30 protein-coding genes are annotated in these 25,307 nt (G+C 74.5%); 13 read left to right on the top strand and 17 right to left on the bottom strand.

The annotated features are described in order from the left end of the window. Window positions 1-6: 6 nt before the first annotated feature. From ACFQ9Z_RS32315 to ACFQ9Z_RS32305, 3 genes are all read left to right on the top strand, one after another. Window positions 7-717 (top strand): DUF4232 domain-containing protein, encoded by a 711-nt coding sequence (locus ACFQ9Z_RS32315; RefSeq protein ID WP_383027592.1) that lies wholly within the window; start codon window positions 7-9, stop codon window positions 715-717. Window positions 718-847: 130 nt separating this feature from the next. Next, a complete protein-coding gene (locus ACFQ9Z_RS32310) occupies window positions 848-2,143 on the top strand; it encodes an SLC13 family permease (RefSeq protein ID WP_383027922.1) in 1,296 nt (431 codons plus the stop codon). Between the two features lie 32 nt (window positions 2,144-2,175). Continuing rightward, complete coding sequence (locus tag ACFQ9Z_RS32305; RefSeq protein ID WP_383027587.1) at window positions 2,176-2,667, top strand: universal stress protein; 492 nt, start codon at window positions 2,176-2,178, stop codon at window positions 2,665-2,667. A 13-nt stretch (window positions 2,668-2,680) separates the two neighbouring features. Here the strand turns inward: ACFQ9Z_RS32305 and ACFQ9Z_RS32300 are convergent, their stop codons facing one another. Beyond that, on the bottom strand, window positions 2,681-4,534 hold the full coding sequence (locus ACFQ9Z_RS32300) for a ricin-type beta-trefoil lectin domain protein (protein WP_383027584.1): 1,854 nt from the start codon (window positions 4,532-4,534) through the stop codon (window positions 2,681-2,683). A gap of 393 nt (window positions 4,535-4,927) precedes the next feature. Beyond that, on the bottom strand, window positions 4,928-5,896 hold the full coding sequence (locus tag ACFQ9Z_RS32295) for an aldo/keto reductase (protein ID WP_383027581.1): 969 nt from the start codon (window positions 5,894-5,896) through the stop codon (window positions 4,928-4,930). Between the two features lie 158 nt (window positions 5,897-6,054). On the opposite strand from ACFQ9Z_RS32295, the gene ACFQ9Z_RS32290 reads away from it, so the two are divergent. Both ACFQ9Z_RS32290 and ACFQ9Z_RS32285 read left to right on the top strand, forming a co-directional pair. Continuing rightward, on the top strand, window positions 6,055-6,897 hold the full coding sequence (locus ACFQ9Z_RS32290) for an endo alpha-1,4 polygalactosaminidase (RefSeq protein ID WP_383027918.1): 843 nt from the start codon (window positions 6,055-6,057) through the stop codon (window positions 6,895-6,897). A gap of 137 nt (window positions 6,898-7,034) precedes the next feature. Next, window positions 7,035-7,892: a hypothetical protein gene (locus ACFQ9Z_RS32285; RefSeq protein WP_383027577.1), complete on the top strand. Its 858-nt coding sequence runs from the start codon at window positions 7,035-7,037 to the stop codon at window positions 7,890-7,892. 16 nt (window positions 7,893-7,908) lie between these two features. On the opposite strand, the gene ACFQ9Z_RS32280 is transcribed toward ACFQ9Z_RS32285, so the two are convergent. From ACFQ9Z_RS32280 to ACFQ9Z_RS32270, 3 genes are all read right to left on the bottom strand, one after another. Beyond that, a complete protein-coding gene (locus tag ACFQ9Z_RS32280; protein ID WP_383027572.1) occupies window positions 7,909-8,454 on the bottom strand; it encodes a flavoprotein in 546 nt (181 codons plus the stop codon). A 63-nt stretch (window positions 8,455-8,517) separates the two neighbouring features. Continuing rightward, the gene (locus ACFQ9Z_RS32275) at window positions 8,518-8,718 is read right to left on the bottom strand and encodes a ferredoxin (protein ID WP_143637306.1); all 201 of its coding nucleotides are present in this window, start codon (window positions 8,716-8,718) and stop codon (window positions 8,518-8,520) included. A 12-nt stretch (window positions 8,719-8,730) separates the two neighbouring features. Beyond that, window positions 8,731-9,960, bottom strand: coding sequence for a cytochrome P450 (locus ACFQ9Z_RS32270; RefSeq protein ID WP_383027564.1), 1,230 nt, complete (start codon window positions 9,958-9,960; stop codon window positions 8,731-8,733). 293 nt (window positions 9,961-10,253) lie between these two features. Between ACFQ9Z_RS32270 and ACFQ9Z_RS32265 the strand changes: the two genes are divergently transcribed. Both ACFQ9Z_RS32265 and ACFQ9Z_RS32260 read left to right on the top strand, forming a co-directional pair. Next, window positions 10,254-10,889 carry a LysE family transporter gene (locus tag ACFQ9Z_RS32265; RefSeq protein WP_383027560.1) on the top strand — a complete coding sequence of 212 codons (636 nt, stop codon included), beginning with the start codon at window positions 10,254-10,256 and terminating at the stop codon, window positions 10,887-10,889. Window positions 10,890-10,995: 106 nt separating this feature from the next. Beyond that, on the top strand, window positions 10,996-11,445 hold the full coding sequence (locus ACFQ9Z_RS32260) for a nitroreductase family deazaflavin-dependent oxidoreductase (protein ID WP_383027557.1): 450 nt from the start codon (window positions 10,996-10,998) through the stop codon (window positions 11,443-11,445). A gap of 103 nt (window positions 11,446-11,548) precedes the next feature. Here the strand turns inward: ACFQ9Z_RS32260 and ACFQ9Z_RS32255 are convergent, their stop codons facing one another. After that, complete coding sequence (locus tag ACFQ9Z_RS32255; RefSeq protein WP_383027552.1) at window positions 11,549-12,586, bottom strand: cation diffusion facilitator family transporter; 1,038 nt, start codon at window positions 12,584-12,586, stop codon at window positions 11,549-11,551. Between the two features lie 105 nt (window positions 12,587-12,691). On the opposite strand from ACFQ9Z_RS32255, the gene ACFQ9Z_RS32250 reads away from it, so the two are divergent. Next, window positions 12,692-13,708 (top strand): glutathione S-transferase family protein, encoded by a 1,017-nt coding sequence (locus ACFQ9Z_RS32250; RefSeq protein ID WP_383027548.1) that lies wholly within the window; start codon window positions 12,692-12,694, stop codon window positions 13,706-13,708. A gap of 28 nt (window positions 13,709-13,736) precedes the next feature. Further along, window positions 13,737-14,039 carry a DUF4235 domain-containing protein gene (locus ACFQ9Z_RS32245; RefSeq protein WP_383027543.1) on the top strand — a complete coding sequence of 101 codons (303 nt, stop codon included), beginning with the start codon at window positions 13,737-13,739 and terminating at the stop codon, window positions 14,037-14,039. A 69-nt stretch (window positions 14,040-14,108) separates the two neighbouring features. Here the strand turns inward: ACFQ9Z_RS32245 and ACFQ9Z_RS32240 are convergent, their stop codons facing one another. The 4 genes from ACFQ9Z_RS32240 to ACFQ9Z_RS32225 all read right to left on the bottom strand — a co-directional run bounded on the left by ACFQ9Z_RS32240 (window position 14,109) and on the right by ACFQ9Z_RS32225 (window position 17,231). Beyond that, complete coding sequence (locus ACFQ9Z_RS32240; RefSeq protein ID WP_383027540.1) at window positions 14,109-14,501, bottom strand: VOC family protein; 393 nt, start codon at window positions 14,499-14,501, stop codon at window positions 14,109-14,111. 60 nt (window positions 14,502-14,561) lie between these two features. Continuing rightward, window positions 14,562-15,026, bottom strand: coding sequence for a pyridoxamine 5'-phosphate oxidase family protein (locus ACFQ9Z_RS32235; protein ID WP_143637342.1), 465 nt, complete (start codon window positions 15,024-15,026; stop codon window positions 14,562-14,564). A gap of 342 nt (window positions 15,027-15,368) precedes the next feature. After that, on the bottom strand, window positions 15,369-16,211 hold the full coding sequence (locus ACFQ9Z_RS32230; protein ID WP_383027532.1) for a hypothetical protein: 843 nt from the start codon (window positions 16,209-16,211) through the stop codon (window positions 15,369-15,371). 63 nt (window positions 16,212-16,274) lie between these two features. Then, the gene (locus tag ACFQ9Z_RS32225) at window positions 16,275-17,231 is read right to left on the bottom strand and encodes a GlxA family transcriptional regulator (protein ID WP_383027529.1); all 957 of its coding nucleotides are present in this window, start codon (window positions 17,229-17,231) and stop codon (window positions 16,275-16,277) included. A 71-nt stretch (window positions 17,232-17,302) separates the two neighbouring features. On the opposite strand from ACFQ9Z_RS32225, the gene ACFQ9Z_RS32220 reads away from it, so the two are divergent. Together ACFQ9Z_RS32220 and ACFQ9Z_RS32215 are read left to right on the top strand one after the other, a co-directional pair. After that, window positions 17,303-18,256 (top strand): NADP-dependent oxidoreductase, encoded by a 954-nt coding sequence (locus ACFQ9Z_RS32220; protein WP_383027522.1) that lies wholly within the window; start codon window positions 17,303-17,305, stop codon window positions 18,254-18,256. Between the two features lie 203 nt (window positions 18,257-18,459). Continuing rightward, window positions 18,460-18,840 (top strand): anti-sigma factor antagonist, encoded by a 381-nt coding sequence (locus ACFQ9Z_RS32215; protein ID WP_383027517.1) that lies wholly within the window; start codon window positions 18,460-18,462, stop codon window positions 18,838-18,840. 18 nt (window positions 18,841-18,858) lie between these two features. Here ACFQ9Z_RS32215 and ACFQ9Z_RS32210 read toward each other — a convergent pair whose 3' ends face one another. Further along, window positions 18,859-19,797 carry a ribose-phosphate diphosphokinase gene (locus ACFQ9Z_RS32210; RefSeq protein ID WP_383027514.1) on the bottom strand — a complete coding sequence of 313 codons (939 nt, stop codon included), beginning with the start codon at window positions 19,795-19,797 and terminating at the stop codon, window positions 18,859-18,861. A gap of 197 nt (window positions 19,798-19,994) precedes the next feature. Between ACFQ9Z_RS32210 and ACFQ9Z_RS32205 the strand changes: the two genes are divergently transcribed. Continuing rightward, window positions 19,995-20,657 (top strand): DUF4230 domain-containing protein, encoded by a 663-nt coding sequence (locus tag ACFQ9Z_RS32205; protein ID WP_383027510.1) that lies wholly within the window; start codon window positions 19,995-19,997, stop codon window positions 20,655-20,657. Between the two features lie 2 nt (window positions 20,658-20,659). Here the strand turns inward: ACFQ9Z_RS32205 and ACFQ9Z_RS32200 are convergent, their stop codons facing one another. From ACFQ9Z_RS32200 to ACFQ9Z_RS32175, 6 genes are read right to left on the bottom strand one after another with little or no spacing between them, the layout of a single operon-like run. Beyond that, on the bottom strand, window positions 20,660-22,417 hold the full coding sequence (locus ACFQ9Z_RS32200; protein WP_383027507.1) for a complex I subunit 5 family protein: 1,758 nt from the start codon (window positions 22,415-22,417) through the stop codon (window positions 20,660-20,662). Next, window positions 22,417-22,764 carry a sodium:proton antiporter gene (locus ACFQ9Z_RS32195; protein WP_383027915.1) on the bottom strand — a complete coding sequence of 116 codons (348 nt, stop codon included), beginning with the start codon at window positions 22,762-22,764 and terminating at the stop codon, window positions 22,417-22,419. Before ACFQ9Z_RS32195 ends, ACFQ9Z_RS32200 begins: the two co-directional genes overlap by 1 nt. 8 nt (window positions 22,765-22,772) lie before the next feature. Then, window positions 22,773-23,513 carry an MnhB domain-containing protein gene (locus ACFQ9Z_RS32190; protein WP_383027502.1) on the bottom strand — a complete coding sequence of 247 codons (741 nt, stop codon included), beginning with the start codon at window positions 23,511-23,513 and terminating at the stop codon, window positions 22,773-22,775. Next, on the bottom strand, window positions 23,510-23,770 hold the full coding sequence (locus tag ACFQ9Z_RS32185; RefSeq protein WP_383027494.1) for a DUF4040 domain-containing protein: 261 nt from the start codon (window positions 23,768-23,770) through the stop codon (window positions 23,510-23,512). The genes ACFQ9Z_RS32190 and ACFQ9Z_RS32185 overlap by 4 nt, the downstream gene beginning before the upstream one ends. 33 nt (window positions 23,771-23,803) lie before the next feature. Then, window positions 23,804-24,256: an MrpF/PhaF family protein gene (locus ACFQ9Z_RS32180; protein ID WP_383027491.1), complete on the bottom strand. Its 453-nt coding sequence runs from the start codon at window positions 24,254-24,256 to the stop codon at window positions 23,804-23,806. Further along, complete coding sequence (locus ACFQ9Z_RS32175; protein WP_383027488.1) at window positions 24,253-24,459, bottom strand: hypothetical protein; 207 nt, start codon at window positions 24,457-24,459, stop codon at window positions 24,253-24,255. Before ACFQ9Z_RS32175 ends, ACFQ9Z_RS32180 begins: the two co-directional genes overlap by 4 nt. Window positions 24,460-24,706: 247 nt before the next feature. On the opposite strand from ACFQ9Z_RS32175, the gene ACFQ9Z_RS32170 reads away from it, so the two are divergent. Further along, entirely contained in the window at window positions 24,707-25,294 is a 588-nt protein-coding gene (locus ACFQ9Z_RS32170; protein WP_383027484.1) for a VanZ family protein, read from the top strand. Window positions 25,295-25,307: the final 13 nt, after the last annotated feature.

The following is a 25,307-nucleotide window of genomic DNA, read 5'->3' as shown; positions in this document are numbered from 1 at the left end:
AGCGACATGGCGTACTCATCCCGGTCCCCGCGGCGCGGGGCCCTGCTCGCGGGCGCGGTCGCCGTACTGAGCCTGCTGACCGCCTGCGGCCAAGACGACGGCTCCGCGCCCCAGAAGGTGTCGGGCACGGCGGGTCCGGCCACCGAGTCCGGCGGCAGCCCCGCCTCCGCCGTCTCCTCCCCCGCCGCCTCCACCCCCGGCGGCACGGCGTCGTCCTCCGCCCCGCGGACGGGCGGGACGACCAGCGGCACCGGCACGGAAAGCGGCAGCGGCAGCGACGGGCGGACCGGCGCCACCAGCACCCGGTGCCACACCTCCGAGCTGCGGGCCGCCGTCGGCCGCAACAACCCGGGCGCCGGCCAGGAGAACTTCCCCATCGTGCTCACCAACAAATCCGCCCGGACCTGCACGCTGCACGGCTATCCGGGCGCGGCCTTCGTGAACGCCTCCGGCTCGCAGCTGGGCCCCGACCCCAAGCGCTCCTCCGGTTCCCCGGCGACCGTCACCCTCAAGCCCGGGCAGAGCGCCTGGGCGGGCCTGACCTTCTCCAACCCGGAGGTCAGCGAGGCGAAGACGGCCAGGCCCGCCGCGCTGGTGATCACCCCGCCGGACGAGCGGGACCACCTCCGGGTGGCGTGGACCGCCGGGGAGGTCCCGGTCGGCGGGAACTCCTCCTCCGTGTTCCTGACCGTGTTCAGCCCCGGCACCGGCGCCTGACCGGTCCGCCCCGCGGTGCCGGGCCCCGCCGTCCGCCCCGGACGGCGGGGCCCGGCACGGCGGCAGCGGGTGGATTCCCGGGCGCGGCGGGCACCCGGTCACCGTGGTGCGCGCGCCGGCGTTTGCTTTCATTGGCGGGCACCGTCCGGAGCCCTACCTGGAAGGACCCGCCCTGAACGCCCCGCTCGCCGAGGCCCTGTCGGCCGTGCTGCTCGCCGCCGTGCTCGCCTGGGCCGTCGTACGTCCCTTCGGCTGGCCGGAGGCGGCGCTGGCCGTGCCGGCCGCCGGAATCGTGATCGCCGCCGGCGCGATCCCGCTGGAGCACGCCCGGGCCGAGGCGGAGCGGCTGGGGCCGGTGGTGGGGTTCCTGGCGGCGGTGCTGGTGCTCGCCCATTTCTGCGACGTGGACGGGCTGTTCCAGGCGTGCGGCGCCTGGATGGCGCGCTGGGCGGCGGGCCGCCCGGTGCGGCTGCTGACGGCGGTGTTCGCGCTGGCGTCGGCCATCACGGCCGTGCTCAGTCTGGACGCCACCATCGTGCTGCTCACGCCGGTCGTCTTCGCCACCGCCGCGCGCACCGGGGTACGGCCCAAACCGCATGTGTACGCCTGCACCCACCTGTCCAACACGGCGTCGCTGCTGCTGCCCGTGTCCAACCTGACGAACCTGCTCGCCTTCGCGGCGAGCGGGCTCAGCTTCACCCGGTTCGCGGCGCTGATGGCGCTGCCGTGGCTGGTCGCGATCGGCGCCGAGTACCTCGTGTTCCGGCGGTTCTTCGCCCGGGACCTGACGGCCGCGGCCCCGGTGTCCGGGGCGGAGGACGAGGCTCCGCCGTTGCCGCTGTTCGCGCTGGTGACCGTGGGCTGCACGCTGGCGGGGTTCGTGGTGGCGTCGGCGTTCGGCGTGGAGCCGGCGTGGGTGGCGGCGGCGGGCGCGCTGGTGCTGGCCGGGCGGGCGCTGCTGCGGCGCAGGGCGACCCCCCTCGCCGTCGTGCGGGCGGCGGCCCCGGCGTTCCTGGCGTTCGTGCTGGCCCTGGGCATCGTGGTGCGCGCGGTCGTCGACAACGGGCTCGCCGACGTGCTCGGGCACGTCCTGCCGGGCGGGACCGGTCTGGCCGCGCTGCTCGGGACCGCCGCGCTGGCCGCCGTGCTGGCCAACCTCATCAACAACCTGCCGGCCGTGCTGGTGCTGCTGCCGCTCGCCGCGCCGGCCGGTTCCGGCGCGGTGCTCGCGGTGCTGCTCGGGGTGAACATCGGCCCGAACCTGACGTACGCCGGTTCGCTGGCCACCCTGCTGTGGCGGCGGATCGTGCACCAGCACGAGCACGGGGTCGACCTCGGGGAGTTCACCCGGCTGGGTCTGATCGCCGTGCCCTGTTCGCTGGCGGTGTCGGTGGTGGCACTGTGGGGAGCGCTGCAGATTCTCTGAGGGACTCACGTCAGCCGAAGGAGGCCGGCCGGATGCGCGTGATCGCCTGGCTCGTCGAGGGCACCTGGCCCGCCTGTGTGGACGCCGTGCGCACCCACGCCCCGCACGACGCCGAGGTGGTGCTGCTCCATGTGTCCGGCCCGGACGTGCCCGGGGTGGCGCACGGCGCGTTCGCCGGGCTGCTGGGCCGCGGCCATCGCGAACGGGACCCGGGCGGGCTGCTGGAGGCGCTGGAGGGCGGTTCGGCCACCGGGCTCCTGGACGCCGCGGCCGCCCGCCTGGGCCGGCCGTGCGCCCGCGCCGAGCGGTCCGGGCGGGTGGAGCGGGAGGTGGTGGCCGCGGCGGAGGGCGCCGATCTGCTGGTGCTGGCACGGGACGGCGACCGCTCCCGGCTCGGGCCGCGCAGCCTGGGCCCGGCCGTCCGGTTCGCCGTCGACCACGCGCCCTGCCCGGTGCTGCTGGTCTGGCCCGAACCGGCTCCCGGCCTGGCGACGATCCCGCCCCCGCCGCCGCACCACCACTGAGCCGGGCCGCGGGTCAGTGGCGGCGGTGGTGGCCGCCGCCGTGGCCGCCGCCGCCCCAGGCGCAGTAGGACGGGTGGACCGAACAGAAGTCGGGGCCGGGTGAGGACGCCGGCGGGGCGGTGGACCCGGTCGCCGCCGGGGTGGGCGCCGGCGCCGGGGACCTCGCGGCCCCGTGCGTCACCTCGGCCGACGGCGCCGGTGCGAGGGTGGCGCCGGTGTCCCAGTTGACGATCTGCATCTCCAGCTCGGGGCTCGCGCTGTCGACGCTCCAGCGCTGGACGGAGGTCGCGGTGCGGGTCTTGAGCACAAGGGCGCCGGAGCCGTCGGCGGCGGCGGGGGCCAACGCCAGGTCCCGGTCCGAGCGGGGCACGAGCGCGCCCTGGCGGGTGAAGTCGTAGCGGATGTCCTGGGCGGTCCTCGCGGTCGCCGGGCAGGGGGCGAGGCGGACCGAGTAGCCGAGGTGGGAGTCGAGGCACAGGTCCGGTGCGGAGGCGCTGCGCAGCAGCCCGTCGGTCTCGTAGCGCCACTGCTGGCCGGGGGCCGCGGAGCAGGCGGCGAGTTCGGTCTCGGCGTCCTTGACGGCCCTGCCGCCGACGACGTCCACGCACAGGCCGGAGGCGAGGTTGCGCAGCCGGCCGCGCAGCGCGCCCTGGCCGGCCGCGTGGGTGCCGGCCCAGGACGGGCCCGGACCGGGCGAGCGCTTGCCCGGTGTCCGGGAGGGGGTGGCGCCGGGAGCGGGTGCCGGGTCGCCGGAAGGGCCGAGCACCGCCCACAGGACGAGCGGCAGCACGACGAGTCCGCTGACCGTGGCGGCGCCGAGGGCGAGGTGACGGCGGCGGGCGCGCCGGGCGGCGCGGTGCGCCGAGCGGCGGGAGGGGCCGGGCGGGGGCGCGGCGGCGTGGGCCGAGGGGGTGGCCGGCGGGGACGCGGAGGGGGCACAGGACGTCGACGGGGCGTGGAACGCCGTCGGGGCGAAGGCCTCGCCGCCGGGCGGCGCGGGGGCCGGTCCGGGCCCGGGGGCGGTGGCCGCTTCGGGGAGGGTGGCGCGGGCCTCCAGGTAGGCGCGGGCGCCCCAGCCGAGGACTGCCTCGGCGAGGGCGAGGCCGAGTCCCGTGTCGAACCGGGCCAGTTGGTCGGCGGTCTGCCGGCAGTGCCGGCAGCCTGTCAGGTGCCGCCGCAGGTCGGGGTCGACGTCGGCGCCGCCGCGCCGGTAGGTGACGTCCAGCATGCGCAGGTACCGCCGGCACTCGGTCTCGGGGGCGAGTTCGCGGTGCGCCTGGAGGCACTCCTCGCGCAGCCGTTCACGGGCGCGGCCGAGTCCGACGCGGGTCTCCTCCTCGTCCTGGCCCAGCAACGCGGCGGGTACGGCGAGGGGTTCGGCCTCGACCTCGGTGTGCCACAGCACGGCGCGGGCGGACTGGGGCAGCCGCTGGAAGGCGCGGGACAGCAGCCGCCGGCCGGGAGGCGGGAGCAGTCGGGCGGAGGCCCGCTCCCCGGTGGCGGGGTTCGTACGCAGGGCGGCGTGCAGCAGTTCGCGGCGTCCGTCGCCGTCCCACTCGGCGGCGATCCGGCGGACGGTGACCAGCAGATGGGGCCGCCAGGCGGCGGAGGGGCCCGACTGCCTGATGGACTCGCCGAAGAGCCGGGTGAAGGCGGCGGTGGTGAGCATGCCGGCGGCCCGGGTCCCGTCGGTGCACAGCCGGGCGTAGGCGAAGGCCGCTTCCCAGTGCCGGTCCAGGAGTTCGCCGACCGGGTTCGTGGCGGGTGACGTGCCCGCCCACTTCCTCAGTTCGGCGCTCAACAGATCGTCCGGCACTTCGAACCGACGGCCGGTCGGCACGGAATCCGACCTGCCTGCGTCATTCACGGCTGCATTCCTCCAGACGCGGCACGGGAATCAGCCCATACCACAGGGTATGGACGGGATGCGGCGTCCCGAACGCCGCCGGGGCAGCTCCTTTGAAGCGTGGGGGCGTCCGGAGCGGCCTGGCGCCTGCAGTGGAAAATGTAATTGTCTGCGCGCCGACAGCGCACACTTTTGCACAGCCGGACACCGAGGAACAAGAGATCTGCCGGTTCCCGGCAACCGAATTCCGGCGGTTTCCCTTTTGACAATGTGTCAAGAAAGCCTTTGCGTCGCATTACCGCCGTTCACATCCGCGCGCCCCGGGCCCCGCGGGAGCCCCCGCCCCGCCCCCGGCGGCGCCCCGGCCGGGGGCCGCGCGGCACGGGGTGCGCCGCGCGGTGCCGGGCCGGGCCGTCAGTGGCCGCTGATCGCGCGCGGTGTGTAGGGCTGCTGGAGTTCCTCCATCTCCTTCTCGCTCAGCTCCAGTTCGACCGAGGCCACCGCGTCCTCGAGGTGTCCCGGCCGAGCCGCGCCGACGATCGGCGCGGCGACCGTGTCCTGGTGCAGCAGCCAGGCCAGGGCCACCTGGGCGCGCGGCACGCCCCGGGCCCCGGCGATCCGCGTCACCGCCTCGACGATGGAGCGGTCGCCTTCCAGGTACAGGCGGCCGCCGAAGGCGTCGCTCGCGCTGCGCTCGGTGACCGTGCCCCAGTCGCGGGTGAGCCGGCCGCGGGCGAGCGGGCTCCACGGCAGTGTGCTCACGCCCTGGTCGGCGCAGAGGGGGAGCATCTCCCGCTCCTCCTCGCGGTAGAGCAGGTTGTAGTGGTTCTGCATGGAGACGAACCGCGTCCAGCCGCCCAGCTCGGCGGTGTGCTGGAGCTTGGCGAACTCCCAGGCGTACATCGAACTCGCCCCGATGTAGCGGGCCTTGCCCGCCTTGACGACGTCGTGCAGCGCCTCCATCGTCTCCTCGGCCGGAGTGCCGTGGTCGTAGCGGTGGATCTGGTAGAGGTCCACGTAGTCGGTGCCGAGCCGGCGCAGGCTGTGGTCGATCTCGGTCAGGATGGCCTTGCGGGACAGGCCGGCGCCGTTGGGTCCCGGCCGGGTGCGGCCGTGCACCTTGGTGGCCAGCACGATCTCGTCGCGGTCGGCGAAGTCGCGCAGCGCCCTGCCCACGATCTCCTCGCTGGTGCCGTCGGAGTAGACGTTGGCGGTGTCGAAGAAGTTGATGCCCGCCTCCAGCGCCTGCCGGATCAGCGGACGGGACGCCTCCTCGCCGAGCGTCCACTCGTGCGTGCCGCGGTCGGGCAGTCCGTAGGTCATGCAGCCCAGACAGATCCGCGACACGTCCAGACCCGTCGAACCGAGCTTCACGTACTGCATCGTTGCTGCTCCTGCCTTCAGGGGCGATGGTCACTCAGGAGCGTACGACGGGCCTGCGGAGCCGACTTGACCGCGGCCGTGCGCGGACGGTTGGATTTCCGGACGTGCCACGCCGGTCCGGAGCGGGGCCGGGACCGCGATGCGATGGGGCGGACGTGCTGACGAAGGGTGCCTCCCGGACGGGAGGCCGGTGGAAGACGGCCGGCGCGGCCCTGCTCGCCGTCGCTCTCGCCGCGACCGCGTCGGCCGGCTGCGGTTCCGGCGCCGCGGTCGAGGCCCCCCGGTCCGAGGAGTACCGCCTGCCGCCGCGGCACGCCGGCTTCGACTACCAGATCGGCGGCGCCTATCCCCCGGCCCGCGGGGTCCGCGTCGTCAGCCGCGACCGTTCCGACTCCCCCGCGCCCGGCCTCTACAACATCTGCTACGTCAACGCCTTCCAGGCCCAGCCGCAGGAACGCTCCGACTGGCCCGCCGACCTGCTGCTGCGTGACGGCCACGGCAGGCCCGTCGTCGACGAGGACTGGGACGAGCCGCTGCTGGACCTGCGCACCCCGGCCGGGCGGGGCCGGGTGGCGGCGCGGGTGAACCGGTGGATCGACGGCTGCGCGGAGAAGGGCTTCGACGCAGTGGAGCCCGACAACTACGACAGCTACACCCGCTCCGAGGGCCTCCTCACCGCCGCCGACGCGGTCGCTTTCATGCGTCTGCTCACCGGCCACGCGCATGCCCGGGGCCTGGCCGTCGGGCAGAAGAACACCGCCGAGCTGACCGCCCGGCGCAAGGCGGCGGGGCTGGACTTCGCGGTCACCGAGGAGTGCGGGCAGTACGACGAGTGCGAGGTGTACGCCAAGGCGTTCGACGACCGCATGGTCGACATCGAGTACACCGACCGCGGCCTGCGGAAGGCCCTCGCGCGCTGGGGCGGCCGGCTGAGCGTCGTCCGCCGGGACGTCGGCGTCTCCACACCGGACGCGCCGGAGTACGTCCGCAGGGTGCGCTGAGGGGGCCGACCGGCCCTCGTGCCGTGCCGCCTGCCGGTGACCGCCCGGCGTGGCGCGGTCGGACGGCTCCGCCGTCGGCCGATCCTCGGCCCAGACGACCGGCAGTCGGCCGGTCCGGGCCGCCGGAGGACACCACGGTGCCGACACGTCCGACCACCCTGAGATGCCTGGCGGGGGCGGCGCTGCTGCCGCTCGCCCTCGTCACCCCCGCCTGGGGGCAGTCCACCGCCGCGCCGTCCCGGGCGGGCGAGGAGCCGTCCACGCTGTGCGCGCCAGCCGGGACGCTGCGCGGGGACCACGGCCAGTTCGCCGTCGTCAGCGTCTGCGCGGGCAGCGGCACCCCGCAGCTGACGGTCTCCGCCCCGGCGAGCTGCCGGCGTGCCGGGGTCCGGGTGCGCTACACCTGCCGGACGGAGGGCACCTGGACGGCGCACCGCGCCGGCCGGACGCTGGCCGCCGGAACGCTGCCGGGCGGGCAGGAGTACCCGGGCCCCGGGACCTACGACATCACCGCCGACGTGCGCGTGCGGTCCGCGCCCGCCGGTGTCGACCTGCGCGGCACCGTCGAGGCCACGCTCACCCTCACCGCGCCCAAGGCCCCGCCCACGCACGCGGTCACCGTCGACCGGACCACCCTGCGGCGCAACGCCACCACCACGCTGACCTACACGGTCCGCCGGGACAGCGACGAGGGCGACGGCAGCGCCCGGCTCGGACTCATCGGCGAGGCGGGCACCGGGGTGCGGATCGCCACGGACGACGCCCGCTGCGTCAACCCGCTGGTCGGCCGGTACCCGTCGAAGACCCGGCTCGCGCACTCCCTGGACTGCGCGCTGACCGCGCTGCAGCCCGGTCACCCCGAGACAGTGAAGGTCCGCGTCACCGTCGGGCCGGACTGCTCCACGGTGGTCTCCAAGCTGGGCTACTGGCTGCCGCGGGGTCAGGACCTCTACACCGGCGGCATGCTGGCCGGGCCCACGCTGACCTGCGGTTAGAGACTCGGAAGCGGGTTCAGGGCCGCTCCAGCAGGTCCAGGGCGCTCTCCCAGGCGAACCCGGGCCGTCCGCCGTCCGCCTCACCGTCCTCCCCCGGCGGGCCGGCGTACGGCTCGCCGAAGCGGACGCCCATCCCGCGCAGCCGGAGAAGGCTCTCCCGGTACGCGGGATGGGCGGCCAGCGCGTCCGCCACGCAGGGCAGGACGGCGATCGGCACGCCGAGGCCCGCCGCCTCGCAGAGCGTGCCGACGGCGAGCGTGTCGGCGAGACCGGCCGCCCACTTGTTGACGGTGTTGAAGGTGGCGGGCGCCACCACCACGGCGTCCGGCGGCGGGAACGGGCGCGGATCGGCCGGCGAGCGCCAGGCCGAGCGGACGGGCCGGCCCGTCATCTCCTCGACCGCCGCCGTGTCGAAGAACCCGCCCATCGCCACCGGGGTGGCCAGGACCCCCACCTCCCAGCCCCGCGCCTGGGCGGCGCCGATCAGCCTGGTGACTCCGGCGGCGGTCCCGGCCGCGCAGACGATGACGTAGAGGAAGGGCTTCCCGGCCTGTGAGGTCATCGCACGACCCTACTGAACCGGGAAGGGCGGTCCCGGCCGCGGGCCGCGGCCGCCGGCCCCGCCTCAGCCGGCCGGTTCGGTCACCCGGATGGCGCTCACCGGGCAGGCGCGGGCCGCCTCCCGGACCATCGGGTCACCCCCGCCGTCCTCGCGGCCGGGGAGCAGGGTGCTGTAACCGTCGTCGTCCTGGGTGAACACGCCCGGGGCGGCCAGCGCGCACTGGCCGGCGCCGATGCAGCGGTCCTTGTCGATGTCGATGTGCATGACCAAAGCCTCTTACCAGGCCACGGGGAGTTCCAGCATCCCCTGGATCGTGTCGCCGGGTTTGAACGGGATCTCCTCGGCGGGCGCGGCCAGCCGGAGGCCGGGGAGCCGCTCCAGCAGCGCGCCGAGCGCGATCTCCAGCTCGGCGCGGGCCAGGTTCTGGCCCAGGCACTGGTGGATGCCGAAACCGAAGGCCACGTGGTGGCGGGTGGAGCGGTGGAAGTCCAGGGTGTCGGGGTCGTCGTACACGGACTCGTCGCGGTTGATCAGCGAGGTGGCGAACAGGACGCCCTCGCCGGCCCGGATCGTGGCGCCGGCGATCTCGATGTCCTCCAGGGCCAGGCGCAGCAGCCCGTCCGCGATCGAGAGCATCCGCATCAGCTCCTCGACGGCGGCGGGCAGCAGCGCCGGGTCGGCGCGCAGCTCGGCCAGCCGGCCGGGGTGCCGCAGCAGCGTGTAGGTGCCGAGCGAGATCATGTTGGCGGTCGTCTCGTGCCCGGCCACCAGCAGGATGACGGCCAGCGCCACCACGTCGCGCCGGTCCAGCTCGCCGGTGCGCAGCCGCTGGTGGACGAGGTCGTCCAGGACGCCGTCGCCGGGTTCGGCCTGCCGCTCCTTGTCGTCGATCAGCCCGCCGAGGTACTCCTCGAGCCGCTCGCGCGCCCCCTGCGAGTCGGCGGCCGTGGGGCCGCGCAGCAGCGTGCGGGACTGTTCCTCGAAGAACTCGTGGTCGGCGTACGGCACGCCGAGCAGGCCGCAGATGACCATCGAGGGCACGGGCAGGGCGAAGGCGGAGACCAGCTCGGCCGGCGGGCCCTTCTCGATCATCGCGTCCAGCAGCCCGTCGACGGTCCGCTGGATGGTGGGCCGCAGCCCGGCCGCGCGCTTGAGGGTGAACGACGGGATCATCATCCGCCGCTGGATCTGGTGGACCGGGTCGTCCACGCCGAGCAGCGCCACCCTGCGGTCGCGGACGGCCGCGAAGCGGGCCGTGGGCACGGGAAAGCCCGGGAGGGTGCGGTCGGTGGACAGCCGGGGGTCCGCCAGCAGCGCGCGGGCGGTGGCGTGGCCCGTGACCATCCAGACCTCGCGGCCGTCGAACAGGGCGACGCGGGACAGGTCGCGCCCGTCGCGCAGCGGGCCGTATCCGGTGGGGGGGTGGTAGGGGCAGGTGCGGTCCTGGGGGAATGCGACGGGGTCGGCCGGGGTCCCCGGGCCGGTGATGTCCGTCAGTTCCGTCATGGAAAGACCTCGCAGACGAAGAGGTGCGTCGTGCCGATCTTCATTAGATGCCCGAGGCACCTATGGGGCGACGGCAAGTTCGGCCAGATCGCCGTATCGGGTGAAGTGGCCGAAGAGCGTGCCGACCAGGGGCTGGAACGCGCCGTAATTCATTTGCCGGTGCGGGCGCGGCGGCCCCAGGATCGGCCCATGCCTCTTACAGCCTGCCTCCTGCCGACGCCCGCTGCCACCGTCCCCGCGGTGCCGGGCCGGCAGCAGCGCCGCCGTCCCCCAAGGCCCGGTCCCGCGCGCTCGTGACGGGCGCGCTGCTCGCGGGCCTGCTCGCCGGGTACGGCATCGCCGTGCCCGTCGGCGCGGTCGGGACCTATCTGGTCTCCCTCACCGCCCGCACCTCGCTGCGCACCGGCGCCTCGGCGGCGCTCGGCGTCGCCACGGCCGACGGGCTGTACGCGCTGCTCGCGACCGTGGGCGGCGCCGCCCTCGCGGCGGAACTGCGGCCCGTGCTCGACCCGCTGCGCCTGGCCTCGGCGCTGGTCCTCACGGTCCTCGCGCTGCGGGCGGCGCTGCTCGCCCTGCGGCAGTACCGCGCCCATCGGCTCACCACCCGCCCGGAGCGGCCGGTTCCAGGCGCGGCACGGGCGTATCTCGGCCTTCTCGGGATCACCCTGCTCAATCCCATGACGGTGGTCTACTTCGTGGCGCTGGTGCTCGGCAGCGGCGCCGCCGGTGCGGCACGGCCACTGGAGCGGGCGGCGTTCGTGGCGGCGGCCTTCGCCGCGTCCGCGAGCTGGCAGCTTCTGCTGGCGGGCGGGGGCGCGCTGCTGGGACGTGCCCTGACCGGTCACCGGGGGCGGCTGGTCACGGCCCTGTTCTCCAGCGCCGTGATCCTGGTGCTGGCGGTGCGGACGACCGGATGGCCGGAACGGTGATCACCCGCACGGGTGAAGGGGTATGCGGTACGGATGATCCGGGCGGCCGCGGGAGTTGTGACCGTCCGGAGCACCATCCGCCGGACCGACGAAGGAGACGGATCCCATGCCACTTGAGGGCGAGTACGAACCCAGCCCGACGCAGTGGGTGCGCGAGCAGGTCGAGTTGTACGAGAGTTCCGGGGGCACCGAGGGCACGACGCTGCGGGACACCGGGCTCCCGGTCATCGTGCTGACCACCCGGGGCGCCCGGAGCGGCAAGATCCGCAAGACGCCGCTGATGCGGGTCGAGCGCGACGGCCGGTACGCGGTGGTCGCCTCGCTCGGCGGGGCGCCCAAGCACCCCGTCTGGTACTTCAACGTGAAGTCCGATCCGCACGTCGAGCTGCAGGACGGGCCGGTCAAGCGGGACATGCGTGCCCGGGAGATCACCGGCGCGGAGAAGGCCGAGTGGTGGGAGCGGGCGGTCGCCGCGTTCCCGCCGTACGCCGACTACCAGCGCAACACCTCCCGCGAGATCCCGGTGTTCGTGCTGGAGCCGCTCGACGGGGACTGACGGGACCGCCCGTACCACCGGCCGGTTCCGGCCGGGCGGGGGCGCGTTCGAGATGAATCCGCGTCCGCGGGCATGAACCCGTCCGGGGGCGGGCACCCGTGCGTCAGGCCCCGCCGCGCTCCCCCGTCGCGGCGGGGCCGCTTCGTCCCTCCCGCGTCGGCCGGTCGGTCACGTCGAGGAAGATCTGGTCGGCGGCCGGCACGGTGCTGGAGATGGACCCCTTGATGCGCATGGAGACCTCCTCCACCCGCTCGCTGTCCAGGCCCGGCACCAGGTCGATGCGGGCGGCCACCAGGGTGGAGTCGAGGCCCATCTGCATCGTGAGCAGCTCCTCCACGCTGTCGATCTCCGGCTGGGCCTCCAGCAGCGAGCGGATCCTGCCGCTCAGCTCCGGGTCGGCGGCCTCGCCGATGAGCTGGTCCCGCGCGTCGCGGCCCAGCCGGTAGGCCACGTACACCAGCAGCGCGCCGATGGCGATCGAGGCCGAGGCCTCCCAGACCACCTGGCCGGTCACCATGTGCAGGGCCATGCCGATGATGGCGAGCGTCACGCCGAGGACGGCCGTGCCGTCCTCGGCGACCACCGTGCGCAGCGCCGGGTCGCGCAGCGCGTCACGGCCGCCGCCCTGCCGCCGCACCTGGTGCAGGGCCCGCAGCAGCGAGGCGCCCTCGGCGAGGAGGGCCACGCCCAGCACGATCAGGCCCGCCACATAACCGCTGAACTTCTCCTCGGTGCCGGTGCGCAGTGCCTCGAAGCCCTGGAAGAAGGAGAAGCAGCCGCCCATCACGAAGATCCCTACCGCCGCCAGGAGGGACCAGAAGAACCGCTCCTTGCCGTAACCGAAGGGGTGCCGCCGGTCGGCCGGACGGCTGCTGCGGCGCAACGCGGCCAGCAGGAAGACCTCGTTGAGGCTGTCGGCGACGGAGTGCGCGGCCTCCGACAGCAGTGCGGGCGAGCCCGCGAGCACACCGCCGAGGGCCTTGGCCACGGCGATCACCAGGTTCGCGGCCAGCGCGACCAGCACGGTGACCTTGGTGTGCCGGTCGCCGCCCGGACCGCCGGTCTTACGGTCGCCCTTCGCGTCGTTCCGGTCATCGGCCGTCGGTGCGGCCGTCTCCTGATCTGAGGATGTCCCACTCACCTGGTGCAGACTGCCCCCGCTCCCCCGGATCACACCGTGCCGAAGAGCGAAAAAGGGGAACGTGTGGTGGCGGGAACACGCCCCCGCGCAAGGCCAGGAGGAGAGATGGGCGACGACGGCAACAGCGCCTACGGACACAAGAGCTTCCGCCGGTCCAGGAGCCACTTCGCCGACCGGATCACCGCCGACGGGCGGGACGGCTGGCCGGTCGCGGCCGGGCGCTACCGGCTGGTGGTCTCCCGCGCCTGTCCGTGGGCGAGCCGGGCCGTCGTCTCGCGCCGGCTGCTCGGCCTGGAGGAAGCCCTGTCCATGGCCGTCGCGGACCCCGTCCAGGACGACCGGAGCTGGCGGTTCACCCTGGACCCCGGCGGCCGTGACCCGGTGCTCGGCATCCGCTTCCTGAGCGAGGCGTACGACCGGCGGGAGAAGGGATACCCGGGCGGGGTGAGCGTGCCGGCGGTGGTGGACGTGCCGAGCGGCGAGCTCGTCACCAACGACTACCAGCAACTCACTCTCGACCTGGCCACCGAGTGGACGAAGCTGCACCGCGAGGGCGCGCCGGACCTGTACCCGCGGAGCCGGCGCGACGAGATCGACGCGGTGATGGCGGAGGTCTACGAAGACGTCAACAACGGGGTGTACAGGGCGGGATTCGCCACCCACCAGGCGGAGTACGAGAAGGCGTGCACGGCCGTCTTCCGGCGGCTCGAACTGCTCGCCGAACGGCTCGCCGGGCAGCGCTTCCTGGTCGGCGACACGATCACCGAGGCGGACATCCGGCTGTTCACCACGCTGGTCCGGTTCGACGCCGTCTACCACGGCCACTTCAAGTGCAACCGCTGGAAGCTGACGGAGAACCGGGTGCTGTGGGCGTACGCCCGCGACCTGTTCCAGACGCCCGGTTTCGGTGACACGGTCGACTTCGACCACATCAAGCGGCACTACTACCGGGTCCACACCGGCATCAACCCCACCGGGATCGTGCCGCTCGGGCCCGACCTCGGCGGCTGGCTGACCCCGCATCACCGCCAGGAGCTGGGGGGACGCCCGTTCGGCGACGGGACGCCACCGGGCCCGCCGCCACCGGACGAACAGGTGCCGGCGCGAGGACGCCCCGCATGAGGACCGTCTGACGAGGAAGGAGTCCTCCATGGCGAAGACAAAGAAGAAGAAGCTCCCCGTCGTCTACCAGCCGGTCGGGTTCGTGCTCAGCTGGGCGGGCGGAGCGCTGGCCGGGATGGCCTTCCGCAAGGCGTGGACGGTGCTCCGGCACGAGGAGGACGCGCCCGACGCGCTGGACCCGGACCGCGGCTGGGGGGAGATCCTGCTCGCGGCCGCGGTCCAGGGCGCCATCTTCGCGGTGGTGCGCAGCGCCGTGGACCGCACCGGCGCGAAGGCCATCGAGCGGACCACGGGCGTGTGGCCGGCCAAGGACAAGGGCGGCCGGGACTAGGCCCCTCCGTCCGGACCGGGGCGGACCCCCACGGGCCGGGACGATCCGGACGAGGGGGTCCTGGTCCGCTCAGCCCTGCTTCGGCGCCGGCGACGGCACCAGGCGCAGGGTGAAGGAGTGTCCGGCGGGGTCGGCGAAGGCGCGTTCCTCGTACGTCCCCGCCGGATCCCCCGCCTCCAGCGGCCGGCCGCCGAGGCCGACCACCCGGCGCTCGGCCTCGTCCAGGTCGGCCACCAGGAACTCGAGATGGGCCTGCAGGGAGTTCTCCGGGCGCGGCCAGCTCGGCGGCGTCGCGTTGACGTCCCGCCGGAAGGCGATCCGGAAGCCGTCCCCGCCCTGGATCTCGACCAGGTTGGCGGACGCGTGCGTCTGCTCGCCGTCCAGCAACTGCCGGTAGAACTCGGCGAGTTTCTCGGGTTCGGCGCAGTCGAGCACCACGACGCCCGCGGTCACGAGGGGCATGTTTCCTCCCGGGGGTTCCGTCCTTCTCCGTCCCCCAGCGGATATCCCCGTCCCGCCGATTCAGTCGGCGGCCAGCCACGCTCCGTCACGCATCAGCTCCCGGCCCGTCAGCTCGTTCGCCTCCCGCCAGGCCTGGACGCGTTCGGGGAGCACGTGGAAGTACAGGTAGCGGTCGGCGAGCCGGCGCGGGTCGAAGCCGGTCTTGCCGGCGAAGACCTCGGCGTCCTCCTCCGGCAGGTCCTCGGGGGCCACGGCCCGTACGGCGCCCTCGACGATGACGACGTCCCGGGTCGGCCCGATGCCCAGCCTGGCCCGGCCGGTGGCCGCCAGGTTGCGGCCGGTCGGGCTGTCGGCCGGGGTGGCGATCAGCAGGGTGGCGCCGTCCCAGACGAAGGACAGCGGGACGAGGTAGGGGGCGCCGCCGTCCGCGCCCGCGGTGGCCACCCAGGCGTCCACGTCGTGCTCCAGCCGGTGGAGGGTGTCCTTCTTGCGCTGTTCGGCGGTGCGGGCGGGCGGCGGGGTCATGGTCGTCGGGCCTCCTCGGCATCGGGTCTCGCTCGTACGACGTGCGGACGGCGTCAAGTGTGACCGCCCCCCGCCTTCCGTCCGCGCACGGAGGCCGCCGAGGCGTGTCCGGGCCGACCGCCGTCAGGCGCGTGCTCCCCGGGTTTCCCGGGCGTCTCGGACGGCGCGCGGCCGGGATCACCGAGGAGGTCGTCCCGAGAGCCGGGCTCGCGCAGGGGGCCGATGAGGTCGAGGTGGCGGGCCGGGGCCGACGGTCGGGCCGGGGCCGACGGTCGGGCCGGGGCCGACGGTCGGGCCGGGTCCGGCGGTCGCCGGCCGTGCCGCGCCGCGGCCGGCGCCCCCTCACAGGCAGGCGACGCCCTGCTTCACCTCCGGCCAGGCCTCGGTTCCGGCGGCGGTGCGGACGTAGGCGGTGTCCCGGTCCGCCGTGAGCCACAGCCGCTGTCCGCGGTAGTGGTAGCCGGTGTCCCGGGCAGCCGCCGGCATCGGCACGTGAGCGCGGTACGGCGCCCGGAGCAGGCCGTCCCGGGCGAGCGCGCCCTCGGGGTCGCGGGCGTAGGTGCGGCCGTCCACGGCGAGGAAGCGGGCCGACTGCCAGCCGCAGTGCTCCGGCCCGTCCGAACCGCTGAGCCTGCGCACCGGGACCCGCCGTCCGCCGCGGTCCGTCCACACCTCGATGCCCTCGGCCTCCGTGTAGCGCGCGGGGAGTTCGGCGGGATCGCAGGAGGCGTTCGTCTCCGGGCCCCAGCCGGGGCGTCCCGGCTGGTCCCTGGCCACCACGACGGCCACCTTGGTGCGCCCGCGGACGTCGAAGGAGTACAGCACCCGGTCCGCCTCCGCGCGCTCCACGCGGTAGCCGTGCCGGGGCTGTACGGGGTCGAACAGGTCGAAGTGGAGCCGCAGTCCGTCCTCCGGCGTGTCACCGCCGTCGGCCCTGCTCCAGCCGTCGGGCCCGTCGCCGGCGTAGATCTCCCCGTCGCACTCCAGCGCGCGGCCGGCCGCCCCGGATGCCTCCCGCAGCGCGCGCGGGCCGGACCCGTCGGCGGCCCGGGTGGGTACGTTCAGCGGCCCGGCGTAGGGGGTGGCCGGAGGCGTGCCGCGGACCACCACCGGAGCCCCCGTGCCGCCGCATCCCACCGCCGTCACACCCGCCAGCACCGCCACCGCCACGAGTCCCGCGCGCATGCCCCCACCCCTTCTCCTGGCCGTCGTCCGCCGGTACTTGGACGGGGCGAGGGCGCGAAACGTTCAGCGGGCCTTCTGGAACGTCCGCCGGTAGGCCTGCGGGGAGACGCCGATCGAGGCGTGCAGGTGCTGGCGCAGCGAGGCGCCGGTGGCGAAGCCGACCTCGGCGGCGATCCGGTCCACCGGCAGGTCGCTGGACTCCAGCAGGTGCCGGGCGCGGACCACGCGCTGCTGGATGAGCCAACGGCCGGGGCTGACCCCGACCTCGTCGTTGAACCGGCGGGCGAAGGTGCGCAGGCTCATCCGGGCGTGCTGGGCGAGGTCGGTCAGGGTCAGCGGCTCGGCCAGCCGCGCCAGGGCCCAGGCGCGGGTGGCGGCCGTGCCGGAGGAGCCGTCCTCGGGGACCGGCTGCTCGATGTACTGCGCCTGGCCGCCCTCCCGGAACGGGGGGACGACGCAGCAGCGGGCGACGAAGTTGGCCAGGGCGCTGCCGTGGTCGCTGCGCACGAGGTGCAGGCAGACGTCGACGCCGGCCGCGGCCCCGGCCGAGGTCAGGATCCGGCCGTCCTCGACGAACAGCACGTCCGGGTCCAGCTCGACCCGCGGGTACCTGCGGCGGAACAGGTCGGCCACGTGCCAGTGGGTGGTGGCCCTGCGGCCGTCGAGGAGCCCCGCCTCGGCGAGGACGAAGGCGGCGGTGCATATGGAGACGATCCGCGCGTCGGGGCGGATCCGGGCGAGGGCGGCGGCGACGGCCTCCGGCAGCTCGGTGGGGAGGTACGCGGGGGGCACGGAGGTGACGACCACCGTGTCCGCCGTCTCCAGCAGTTCGGGGCCGTGCTCCACGCCGACGGTGAAGTCCGCGCTGCTGCGCACCGGCCGGCCGTCGACGCTGCAGGTCATCACCTCGTACCGGCCGCCCGCCGCGCCGAGGATCCGGCTGGGGATGCCCAACTCGAAGGGGTAGACACCGTCGAGGGCCAGGACCGCCACGCGCTCCGGGCCGGCTGTCGCACGCATGGCATGATCCTATCGGAGGTTGGCCATCCTGCCATTTCCCGGGCGGCCGCGGCTCGGCAGGCTGGGTGACCATGAGCGATGTGAACAACACGATGCGGGCCGTCGGCCAGGACGTCCTCGGCGGTCCCGAGGTGCTGAGGATAGTGCGGCTGGAGCGGCCCGCGCCGCGGCCGAACGAGGTGCTGGTCCGGGTGCGGGCCGCCGGGGTGAACCCGACCGACTGGAAGCACCGGGCGACCGGCGGGTTCCTGGGCGAGCCGCCGTTCGTCCTCGGCTGGGACGTCTCCGGCGAGGTCACCGAGACGGGGATCGGGGTCGCCGCCTTCCGGCCCGGCGACGAGGTCTTCGGCATGCTGCCCTACCCGTTCGGCCACGGCTCGCACGCCGAGTACGTCACCGTCCCGGCCCGCGCCCTGACGCACAAGCCGGCCTCGATCGACCACGTCCAGGCCGGCGCGCTGCCGCTGGTGTCGCTGACCGCCTGGCAGGCCCTGACCGAGCACGCCGACGTGCGGCCCGGTCAGCGGGTGCTGGTCCACGCCGCGGCCGGCGGGGTGGGGCACGTGGCCGTGCAGATCGCCAAGACGCTCGGCGCGTACGTGATCGGCACCGCGAGCGCAGGGAAGCACGGCTTCCTGCGGGAGATCGGCGTCGACGAGGCGGTCGACTACCGGTCCACCGACTTCGCCGAGGCGGTGCGGGACGTCGACGTCGTCCTGGACACCCTCGGCGGGGACACCTCCGTGCGGTCGCTGCGGGTGCTGCGGCCGGGCGGCGTCGTGGTGTCGATCCTGCCGGTCGGCTCGCCGGAGTTCTACGAGGAGGCCGAGCGGCTCGGGGTGCGGGCGGTGCGGATGCTGGTGGACGCCGACCGGTCCGGGATGAACGCGGTGGCGGAACTGGTGGAGTCGGGCAGGCTGCGCGCCACCGTCGCGGGGACCTTCCCGCTGGCCGAGGCCGCCAAGGCGCACGAACTGGGCGACACCGGCCGGACGACGGGCAAGCTGGTGCTGCTGGCGGACTGACCTGGGCAGGAGGGCGAGCACGGGCCGCGCCGTGGCCGGCCCGTGCCTCCGCGCCGCCGCCGCGCTGTCACCCACACCACAGGGCGACACGCGAGAAACCCGGAGACATATGTCAATCGAACATGCTCAAATTCCCTCTATCGAGGGTAACTTGACGGTCGAGCGACGAACTTTTCCGGGCGCGGGTGGGAGGTGGTGCCGTCGTGCGGCAGGAACCCGCACCGCGCACCCGGCATCTGCGCGTGCGTGAGGAGCGCGGCCACACCGTGCTGGAGTTCCGCGGTGAGATCGACATCGCGGCGGCGGCCGAGATCGTGCCCGCGCTGGACCTGGCGACCGGCCGGCCCGGCGCCCGGATCGTGATCGACCTGCGCGGCGTGGACTTCTTCGACTGCTCCGGACTGCGCCTGCTGTACCGGGCGCGCGGCCGGGTGCTGGAGCGGGGCGGACGGCTGCACCTGGTGTGCACCCATCCGCTGACCCTGAGAGTGCTGCGGGTCACCGGCCTGTCCCGGCTGCTGCCGCCGCAGCCGACACTGGAGGCGGCCCTGAAGCAGTCCGAGGCCGCCTCCGGCTCCCTGTGAGCGCCGGCCTCCGGGCGCCTACTCGAACAGGGCGCTGACGGATTCACCGTTGTGGATGCGGCGCACGGCCTCGGCGAGGGCCGGCCCGATCGACAGCACCCGGAGCTTGTCGGTGTGCTCGTCCGCCGGGACCGGCACGGTGTTGGTGCACACGATCTCCAGCACGTCCGGCTGCTCGCTCAGCCGGCCCAGCGCTCCGGCCGCGAACAGCCCGTGCGTGCACGCCACCCGGATCGAACGCGGCCTCATTTCCCGCAGCCTCTCCAGGAGTTCCAGCACGGTGCTGCCTCCCGCGATCTCGTCGTCCAGGACGATGACGTCCCGGCCGGTGACCTCGCCGATCACGGAGCTGATGCTCACCCGGTCGTCCGCGAACCGCTGCTTGGCGCCCGCCGCCACCTGGGCGCCGATCAGCCGGGCGAAGGCGGCGGCCTCCTTGGCGTTGCCGAGGTCCGGTGAGACGACCGTGGTGCGCGTCAGGTCGTACCGCCCGAAGTGCGCGGCCAGTTCGCGCAGGGCGTGCAGGTGGTCCACCGGCACCGAGAAGAACCCGTGCACCTGGGGAGCGTGCAGGGTCATGGCGAGCACCCGGCTCGCGCCCGCGGCCACCAGCAGGTCGGCGACCAGCCGCCCGCCGAGGGAGATGCGGGGCGCGTCCTTCTTGTCGGAGCGGGCGTAGGAGTAGTGCGGCATGACGACGGTGATCCGGGCGGCGGAGGCGCCCCGGGCGGCGTCGCACATCAGCAGCAGCTCCACCAGGTGTTCCTGCACCGGCCGGACCAGCGGCTGGATCAGGAAGACGTCCCGCTCCCGGCAGTTGGCCTGGAGCTGCACCTCCAGGCAGTCATTGGCGAACCGGCTGACCCGGGTCGGGCTGAGCGGCACGCCGAGGTGGGCGCAGACCTCCTCGGCCAGCCGGGGATGGGCACTGCCACTGAAGACGGCGATGTCTCGCACGATCCGCTCCTCGCATGATCCGCACGGGCTGCGCCGTCATGCTACTGGCGGCACGCGCCCGGCCCGGGCGGCGCCGCCCGGGTCCGCGCTCCGCCGGACGGAGGTGTCCCGTGCGGCACCGGGCACCGCCCTCGGCCCGCTCCGCGGTCTGGCACCGCGATCGGTGGGCATCAGTGTCTGCAGGAAGGAGGGTCGCCATGACGACTGACGTCAGGCGCCTGCCCCGGCGCATGCCCGGCTGGGCCAAGGCGGTGACCGCGTTCGTGCTGGTGCTCGTGGTGCTGTTCGCGGGCATCCGGCTGGCCGTGCTCCCGGGCATCAAGGACCTGTTCGGCACCGAGACGCACGACCGCAGTGGCCCCGCGCTCCTGAAGTCCATCCAGGACATGAGCCGTTACGACGCGGCCTCCGGCAACTTCCAGGTGGTCGTGGACCTGGAGAAGGACGCGAAGTTCCTGCCCGACGCGATCCGCGGCACCCGCACCCTGTACGTCGGCGCGGGCACCGTAGACGCCTATGTGGACCTCGGCGGGGTCGGCGAGAAGGACGTCTCGGTCGACGCCGACCGTACGACGGCCACGATCCGGCTGCCGCACGCGCGGCTCGGCAAGCCTGCCCTGGACCCGGACCGCTCCTACGCGGTGTCCAAGCAGCGCGGTCTGCTCGACCGGCTCGGCGACCTGTTCTCCGACAATCCCAACGGCGAGCAGGCGGTGCAGAAGCTCGCCGTACGGCACATCGGCGACGCCGCGAAGACAAGCGGGCTGACCCGGCGGGCGGAGTCCAACACCACCGACATGCTGCAGGGGCTGCTGCGCTCCCTCGGGTTCGAGGAGGTGCACGTGTCCTACGGCGCCTGACCTCAGCCGCCCAGCACCCCCGGCAGGGCCAGCGCCCCGAGCGCGGTGGCGCCCACCAGCATCCAGGCCACGTAGTCGCCGACGTGGCCCGACTGCAGCCGGCGCAGCGGCAGGACCGGGCCGGGGGCGTCCGCCCGGCCCGGCCGGGCCACGGCGAGGGCGGCGAGGGCCACGGCGAGCAGTGCCGAGAGCAGGCCCAGCAGAACACCGGCGAGCGTCCAGTGCGCGGACGCGTGGGCGCCGCCCGAGCCGGCCTCGTTGACGGACCGGGCGACCAGTTCGCCGAAGCCCGGGGCCGCTCCGGCGGCGAACGCGGCGGCGAGCAGCACGGCGGGCACGGTCGTCATGCTGTCCGGGACGCGGCGCAGGATGCCGCCGGTCTCCGGCTGCTCGCCCGAGCCGCTGGTCTCGTACTCGGCGTCCCGCGGGCGCGGTCCGAGGCCGAGGAACACCCGGCCCGTGACCCGCAGCACGGCGCCGCCGGTGACCGCCGACGCGCCCAGGAACACCACGGTCAGCGGGCCTCCCACCGCCTCCTCGGCGATCGCCTTGCCGAGCGCCGTGCCGAACGGCGGAAGACCGGCGAGCGCGAGTCCCCCGATCCCGAACATCACCGCGAAGGCGCGCAGTTCCCGGGCCCTGCCGTGCAGGGCGTGCTCGTCGACGCTGCCGTACCGGTCGAGCAGGGCGCCGGCGCAGGCGAAGAGCGCGGCCTTCACACCGGCGTGGCCGAGGAGGTACAGCGCGATCCCGTCGTCGCCCTCGGGGCTGAGCACGCCGAGGCCGACCAGGAACAGGCCGGTGTGCGCGACCGTGGAGTAGGCCAGCAGCCGTTTGATGTGCCGCTGGTACCAGCACATCAGGGAGCCGGTCACGGCGGTGAGCGTGCCGAGGGTGACCAGGGCGCGGGTCAGTCCGGCTGCGGGGATGCCGCCGGGTCCGGCGAACACGGTGCCGTACACCCGCCAGACGCCGTACGAGCCGAGCTCGACCATGACGCCGGAGAGCAGCATGCACACCGGGGTCGGCGCGACCGCGTGCGCGTCCGGTAGCCAGAAGTGGAACGGCACGGCGGCCGCCTTCACCAGGAGCCCGGTCAGCACCAGCACGAAGGAGGCGAGGACCAGGGCGTCCGGCGGGCCGTGGGCGTCGAGACCCCGGCCGATCCTCGTCATGGACAGCTCGCCGGTGCGGGCGTACAGCAGGCCGATGCCCGTCAGCAGGGCGTACGCCCCCAGGGAGTTGACCACCCCGAAGGTCAGCGCGCCCTGCACCGCCTTCGCCTCGTCGATCCGGTAGCCGGTCAGCGCGTACGCGGCCACGCTCATCAGCTCGAAGAACACGAAGGCGTTGAACAGGTCGCCGGCGATCGCGAAGCCGCACATCGCGCCCTGGAAGGCCAGCATCAGCGCCGGGAAGGAACCGGCGTGGCCGCTCGGCGGCTCGTCGAAGTACCGCCAGGAGTACGCCAGGGCCGCCAGGGTGAGCAGCGAGGCGAGCGCGGCCATGCCGAGCGCCGGCCCGTCGCCGAGCAGCACGATCCCGACGCTCCCGGCGCCGGTGGGCCGCCATCCGCCGACCCACTCGACCAGCGGCGGTGCGGAGTTCAGCAGCAGGACCAGGGCGAGCGCGGCCGTGCAGCCGGAGACCGCGAGGCCGGTGATCTCGGCGGCGGGCCGGGACAGGAAGCGGCCCGTGGCCACCAGCAGCGCGGCGCCGAGCAGCGGCACCGCGGCCAGCAGCGGGAGCAGATGGTGCATCAGCCGCGCAGCTCTCTCAGTTCGTCGGGGTCGACCGTGCCGTGCCGCTTGGCGATCTGCAGGACGAGGGCGAGCAGCACGGCCGTGACGGTGGCGCCGACGACGATGTCGGTGAGGGTGAGGGCCTGTACGACCGGGTCGACGACCGGCCGCGAGCCCGGCTTCAGGTCGGAGAAGACGGGCGCGGTGGCCCCGTCGCGGTAGCCCACCGCCAGCAGCAGCACGTACGTGGCCGACTGGCACACCGCCAGGCAGCCGACCGCGTGGATCAGGTTGCGGCTGGTGGCGAGGCCGTAGCAGCCGGTCAGGAAGACGTAGGCGGCGACCAGGTAGGGCAGCACGTGCATCACGGTGCTCAACTCCCCTGTTCCTCCTCGATCTCGACGGCCTGGTCCAGGAAGCCGGCGAGCAGCACGACCACCGCGCTGGCCACCTCCACCCCGACGGCCGCGTTCAGCAGCGGGACGATGCCACCGGACGCCAGCGTGTTGAACGTGCCGTACGGCAGCAGCGTGTTGGCCAGGAAGGCGGTGCCCGCGAGGACCCCGGCGAGACCCAGCACCAGGTAGGCGCAGACGGCGAGGGCGTCGGAGGCCTCGAACAGGCCGATGGGGCGGACCCGCTCCAGGGCGCGGTAGTCGGCGCCGAGGTACATCAGGTGCAGCGCGCTCGCGGCGACGACCCCGCCCTGGAAGCCGCCGCCGGGGCTGAGCTGGCCGTGGGCGACCACGTAGATCCCGGTGACCAGGGCGACGGGCAGCACGATCAGCGCGTAGCGGCGGACGGGCCGGGCGACCTCGGCGGGCTCCGGCTGCGCGCGGTGCTCGTCGCGGGCCTGCCGCAGGAGCACCGCGCAGCCGAGGACGGCGGCGAACAGGATGCTCATCTCGCCGAGCGTGTCGTAGGCCCGCTGGTCGAAGTTGACGGAGGCGATGGTGTTGGCGGTGTGCCGGGCGAGCGCGGCCCGCACGGCCCGGTCGCCGTAGGGGTGGCTCCGGCCGCCGAAGGAGGGCAGGTCCAGGGCGGCGGCCACGAGCAGGGCGGCCAGACCGGCCCCGCCGGCGGCGAGCAGCCACAGCCGCACCCGGCGGCTCACCGCGCCTCGTCCCGGGTCCGGCCGCGCCGGCGGACCCTGCGCACGGACAGCATGATCAGCAGCGGGGTGAGCACGGAACCCACGGCCAGTTGGGACAGGCCGACGTCCGGGGCCTGGAGCACGGTGAACAGCAGGGTCAGCGAGACACCGAGCACGGACAGCACCAGCGCCTGCCGGGCCGGCTCGCGCGCCGCCACCGCGGCGGTGGCGGCGGCGGCCACCAGGAGCAGCGCCACGACGATCACCGGGTCGGCCATGCCACGCCTCCCGGCCGGCCGCCCGGCACCGTGTCAGTCACCGCGCACCCCCTCGAACCCGCCCGACAACGCCCGCGAGGCGATGAGGTTGCCGCCGATCAGCAGCGCGCCGGTCACCAGCAGTTTCACCATGGCCCGGCTCGGCCCGGCGGCCACGCAGACGGCCACCACGACCACCGCGCCCAGTGCGGCGGCGGCCCAGGTCAGTCCCCACGCGCTCGCCCGGCCGCCCGCCAGTTCCCCGGCGAGCAGGCGGGCGAAGACCAGGGTGCCGACCGGGCCCAGCAGCGCCATCAGCAGGGCGAGGTCGACGTAGGAGGGGCGCTGGTAGCCCTGGGCGAGCAGCAGCAGGGCCGGGCAGGCCACGGAGGTGGTCAGGTTCTGCGCCACGACCCGGCGGGTCAGCGGGCCGGAGCTCACCCCCCACACGACGGCCGCCCCTCCCCCGGCCATCACGACGGTCGCCGCCAGGATCCAGCCGTTCACCGCCAGGTCACCGCCCGCCGCCCGGCCCGGGCCAGCAGCGCGCCCGCCGCGGCGGCACTCGCCCCGACGATCCGCTCCAGGGTGTCGACCGAGGTGATGAACACCAGCCACAGCAGGGCGAGGGCGGCCCACCAGGCCAGCAGTTCGCCGAGGGCGAGCAGGGCGGCTCGCGTCGTGGTGCGCGGGGACGTGCACCCGGGCATCGCCGCCTCCTCGGTCCGCTCGGCAGGGCTTGTGCGGCGTTTCGTGTGATACGCCGCTCGGGGCATCCAAGCACCGCCGGGCCCCGCAGGGCGGGCGGCACGCGGATCCGGGGCCGGAGTGCCCCGGAGGCGTGAACGGAAACCGCCGACGTGCGCCGGCGGCCGTGCGGGCGGCGGCATTCCGGGCGGGTTCAGGGGTAACCGCGCTCTGAAACGGGGACGTTGACTATCCCAAGGGAGTGACTTGATGGCCCGGACCGCGCTACGTCTGCCCGCCGTGCTGCGTACGCCGAAGAAGCGGGAGCGAACCGGGCGGGCCCGCCCGGCGGGTGCGGCCGGCGGCCGGGAACGCCCGGCGGCCGCGCCGCACGCGCTCGCGCTGCCCTGGCGGCTGCTGGCGATGCTGGTCGCCTTCGCGTTCATGGTGGCGTTCGCCATCGTGCTGGCCCGGCTCACGCTGCAGCCCTCCCCGGCGTCGGTGTCGCTGACGCACAGCAATCTGCACCCGGGGCGGTCGCTGTCGGCCTATCTGGAGTACGCGCCGTGGCGGGACACGGTGAAGCAGATAGGCGGCAACGTGCTCCTCGGCGTGCCCTTCGGCGTGCTCGTCCCGGTCCTGGCGCCGCGCGCCCGTGGAGTGGTCCAGGTGCTGGTCCTGACGGCGCTGGTGATGCTGGTGGTGGAGCTGTGCCAGGGCGCGCTGGTCACCGGGCGGGCCTTCGACATCGACGACGTCATTCTCAACACGTCGGGCGCGCTGCTCGGTTGGCTGCTGCTCGGCCGGCGGCTCGGGCGCTCGGTGCACCGGCGGGTGAAGACGGCGGAAACCGAGTGACCGCCGAATACTG

This window comes from Streptomyces sp. NPDC056580 (assembly GCF_042793175.1).
Lineage (GTDB): Bacteria > Actinomycetota > Actinomycetes > Streptomycetales > Streptomycetaceae > Streptomyces.
The sequence above is the reverse complement of the archived record's forward strand: the minus strand, read 5'-3'. Positions and strand labels throughout refer to the sequence as shown.

Coding starts and splice junctions, on each gene's coding strand:
- ACFQ9Z_RS32315 (WP_383027592.1), top strand. CDS start 7: ATGGCGTACTCATCCCGGTCCCCGCGGCGCGGGGCCCTGCTCGCGGGC.
- ACFQ9Z_RS32305 (WP_383027587.1), top strand. CDS start 2,176: ATGCGCGTGATCGCCTGGCTCGTCGAGGGCACCTGGCCCGCCTGTGTG.
- ACFQ9Z_RS32295 (WP_383027581.1), bottom strand. CDS start 5,896: ATGCAGTACGTGAAGCTCGGTTCGACGGGTCTGGACGTGTCGCGGATC.
- ACFQ9Z_RS32280 (WP_383027572.1), bottom strand. CDS start 8,454: ATGACCTCACAGGCCGGGAAGCCCTTCCTCTACGTCATCGTCTGCGCG.
- ACFQ9Z_RS32275 (WP_143637306.1), bottom strand. CDS start 8,718: ATGCACATCGACATCGACAAGGACCGCTGCATCGGCGCCGGCCAGTGC.
- ACFQ9Z_RS32270 (WP_383027564.1), bottom strand. CDS start 9,960: ATGACGGAACTGACGGACATCACCGGCCCGGGGACCCCGGCCGACCCC.
- ACFQ9Z_RS32260 (WP_383027557.1), top strand. CDS start 10,996: ATGCCACTTGAGGGCGAGTACGAACCCAGCCCGACGCAGTGGGTGCGC.
- ACFQ9Z_RS32250 (WP_383027548.1), top strand. CDS start 12,692: ATGGGCGACGACGGCAACAGCGCCTACGGACACAAGAGCTTCCGCCGG.
- ACFQ9Z_RS32245 (WP_383027543.1), top strand. CDS start 13,737: ATGGCGAAGACAAAGAAGAAGAAGCTCCCCGTCGTCTACCAGCCGGTC.
- ACFQ9Z_RS32240 (WP_383027540.1), bottom strand. CDS start 14,501: ATGCCCCTCGTGACCGCGGGCGTCGTGGTGCTCGACTGCGCCGAACCC.
- ACFQ9Z_RS32235 (WP_143637342.1), bottom strand. CDS start 15,026: ATGACCCCGCCGCCCGCCCGCACCGCCGAACAGCGCAAGAAGGACACC.
- ACFQ9Z_RS32230 (WP_383027532.1), bottom strand. CDS start 16,211: ATGCGCGCGGGACTCGTGGCGGTGGCGGTGCTGGCGGGTGTGACGGCG.
- ACFQ9Z_RS32225 (WP_383027529.1), bottom strand. CDS start 17,231: ATGCGTGCGACAGCCGGCCCGGAGCGCGTGGCGGTCCTGGCCCTCGAC.
- ACFQ9Z_RS32220 (WP_383027522.1), top strand. CDS start 17,303: ATGAGCGATGTGAACAACACGATGCGGGCCGTCGGCCAGGACGTCCTC.
- ACFQ9Z_RS32205 (WP_383027510.1), top strand. CDS start 19,995: ATGACGACTGACGTCAGGCGCCTGCCCCGGCGCATGCCCGGCTGGGCC.
- ACFQ9Z_RS32200 (WP_383027507.1), bottom strand. CDS start 22,417: ATGCACCATCTGCTCCCGCTGCTGGCCGCGGTGCCGCTGCTCGGCGCC.
- ACFQ9Z_RS32195 (WP_383027915.1), bottom strand. CDS start 22,764: ATGCACGTGCTGCCCTACCTGGTCGCCGCCTACGTCTTCCTGACCGGC.
- ACFQ9Z_RS32185 (WP_383027494.1), bottom strand. CDS start 23,770: ATGGCCGACCCGGTGATCGTCGTGGCGCTGCTCCTGGTGGCCGCCGCC.
- ACFQ9Z_RS32175 (WP_383027488.1), bottom strand. CDS start 24,459: ATGCCCGGGTGCACGTCCCCGCGCACCACGACGCGAGCCGCCCTGCTC.
- ACFQ9Z_RS32170 (WP_383027484.1), top strand. CDS start 24,707: ATGGCCCGGACCGCGCTACGTCTGCCCGCCGTGCTGCGTACGCCGAAG.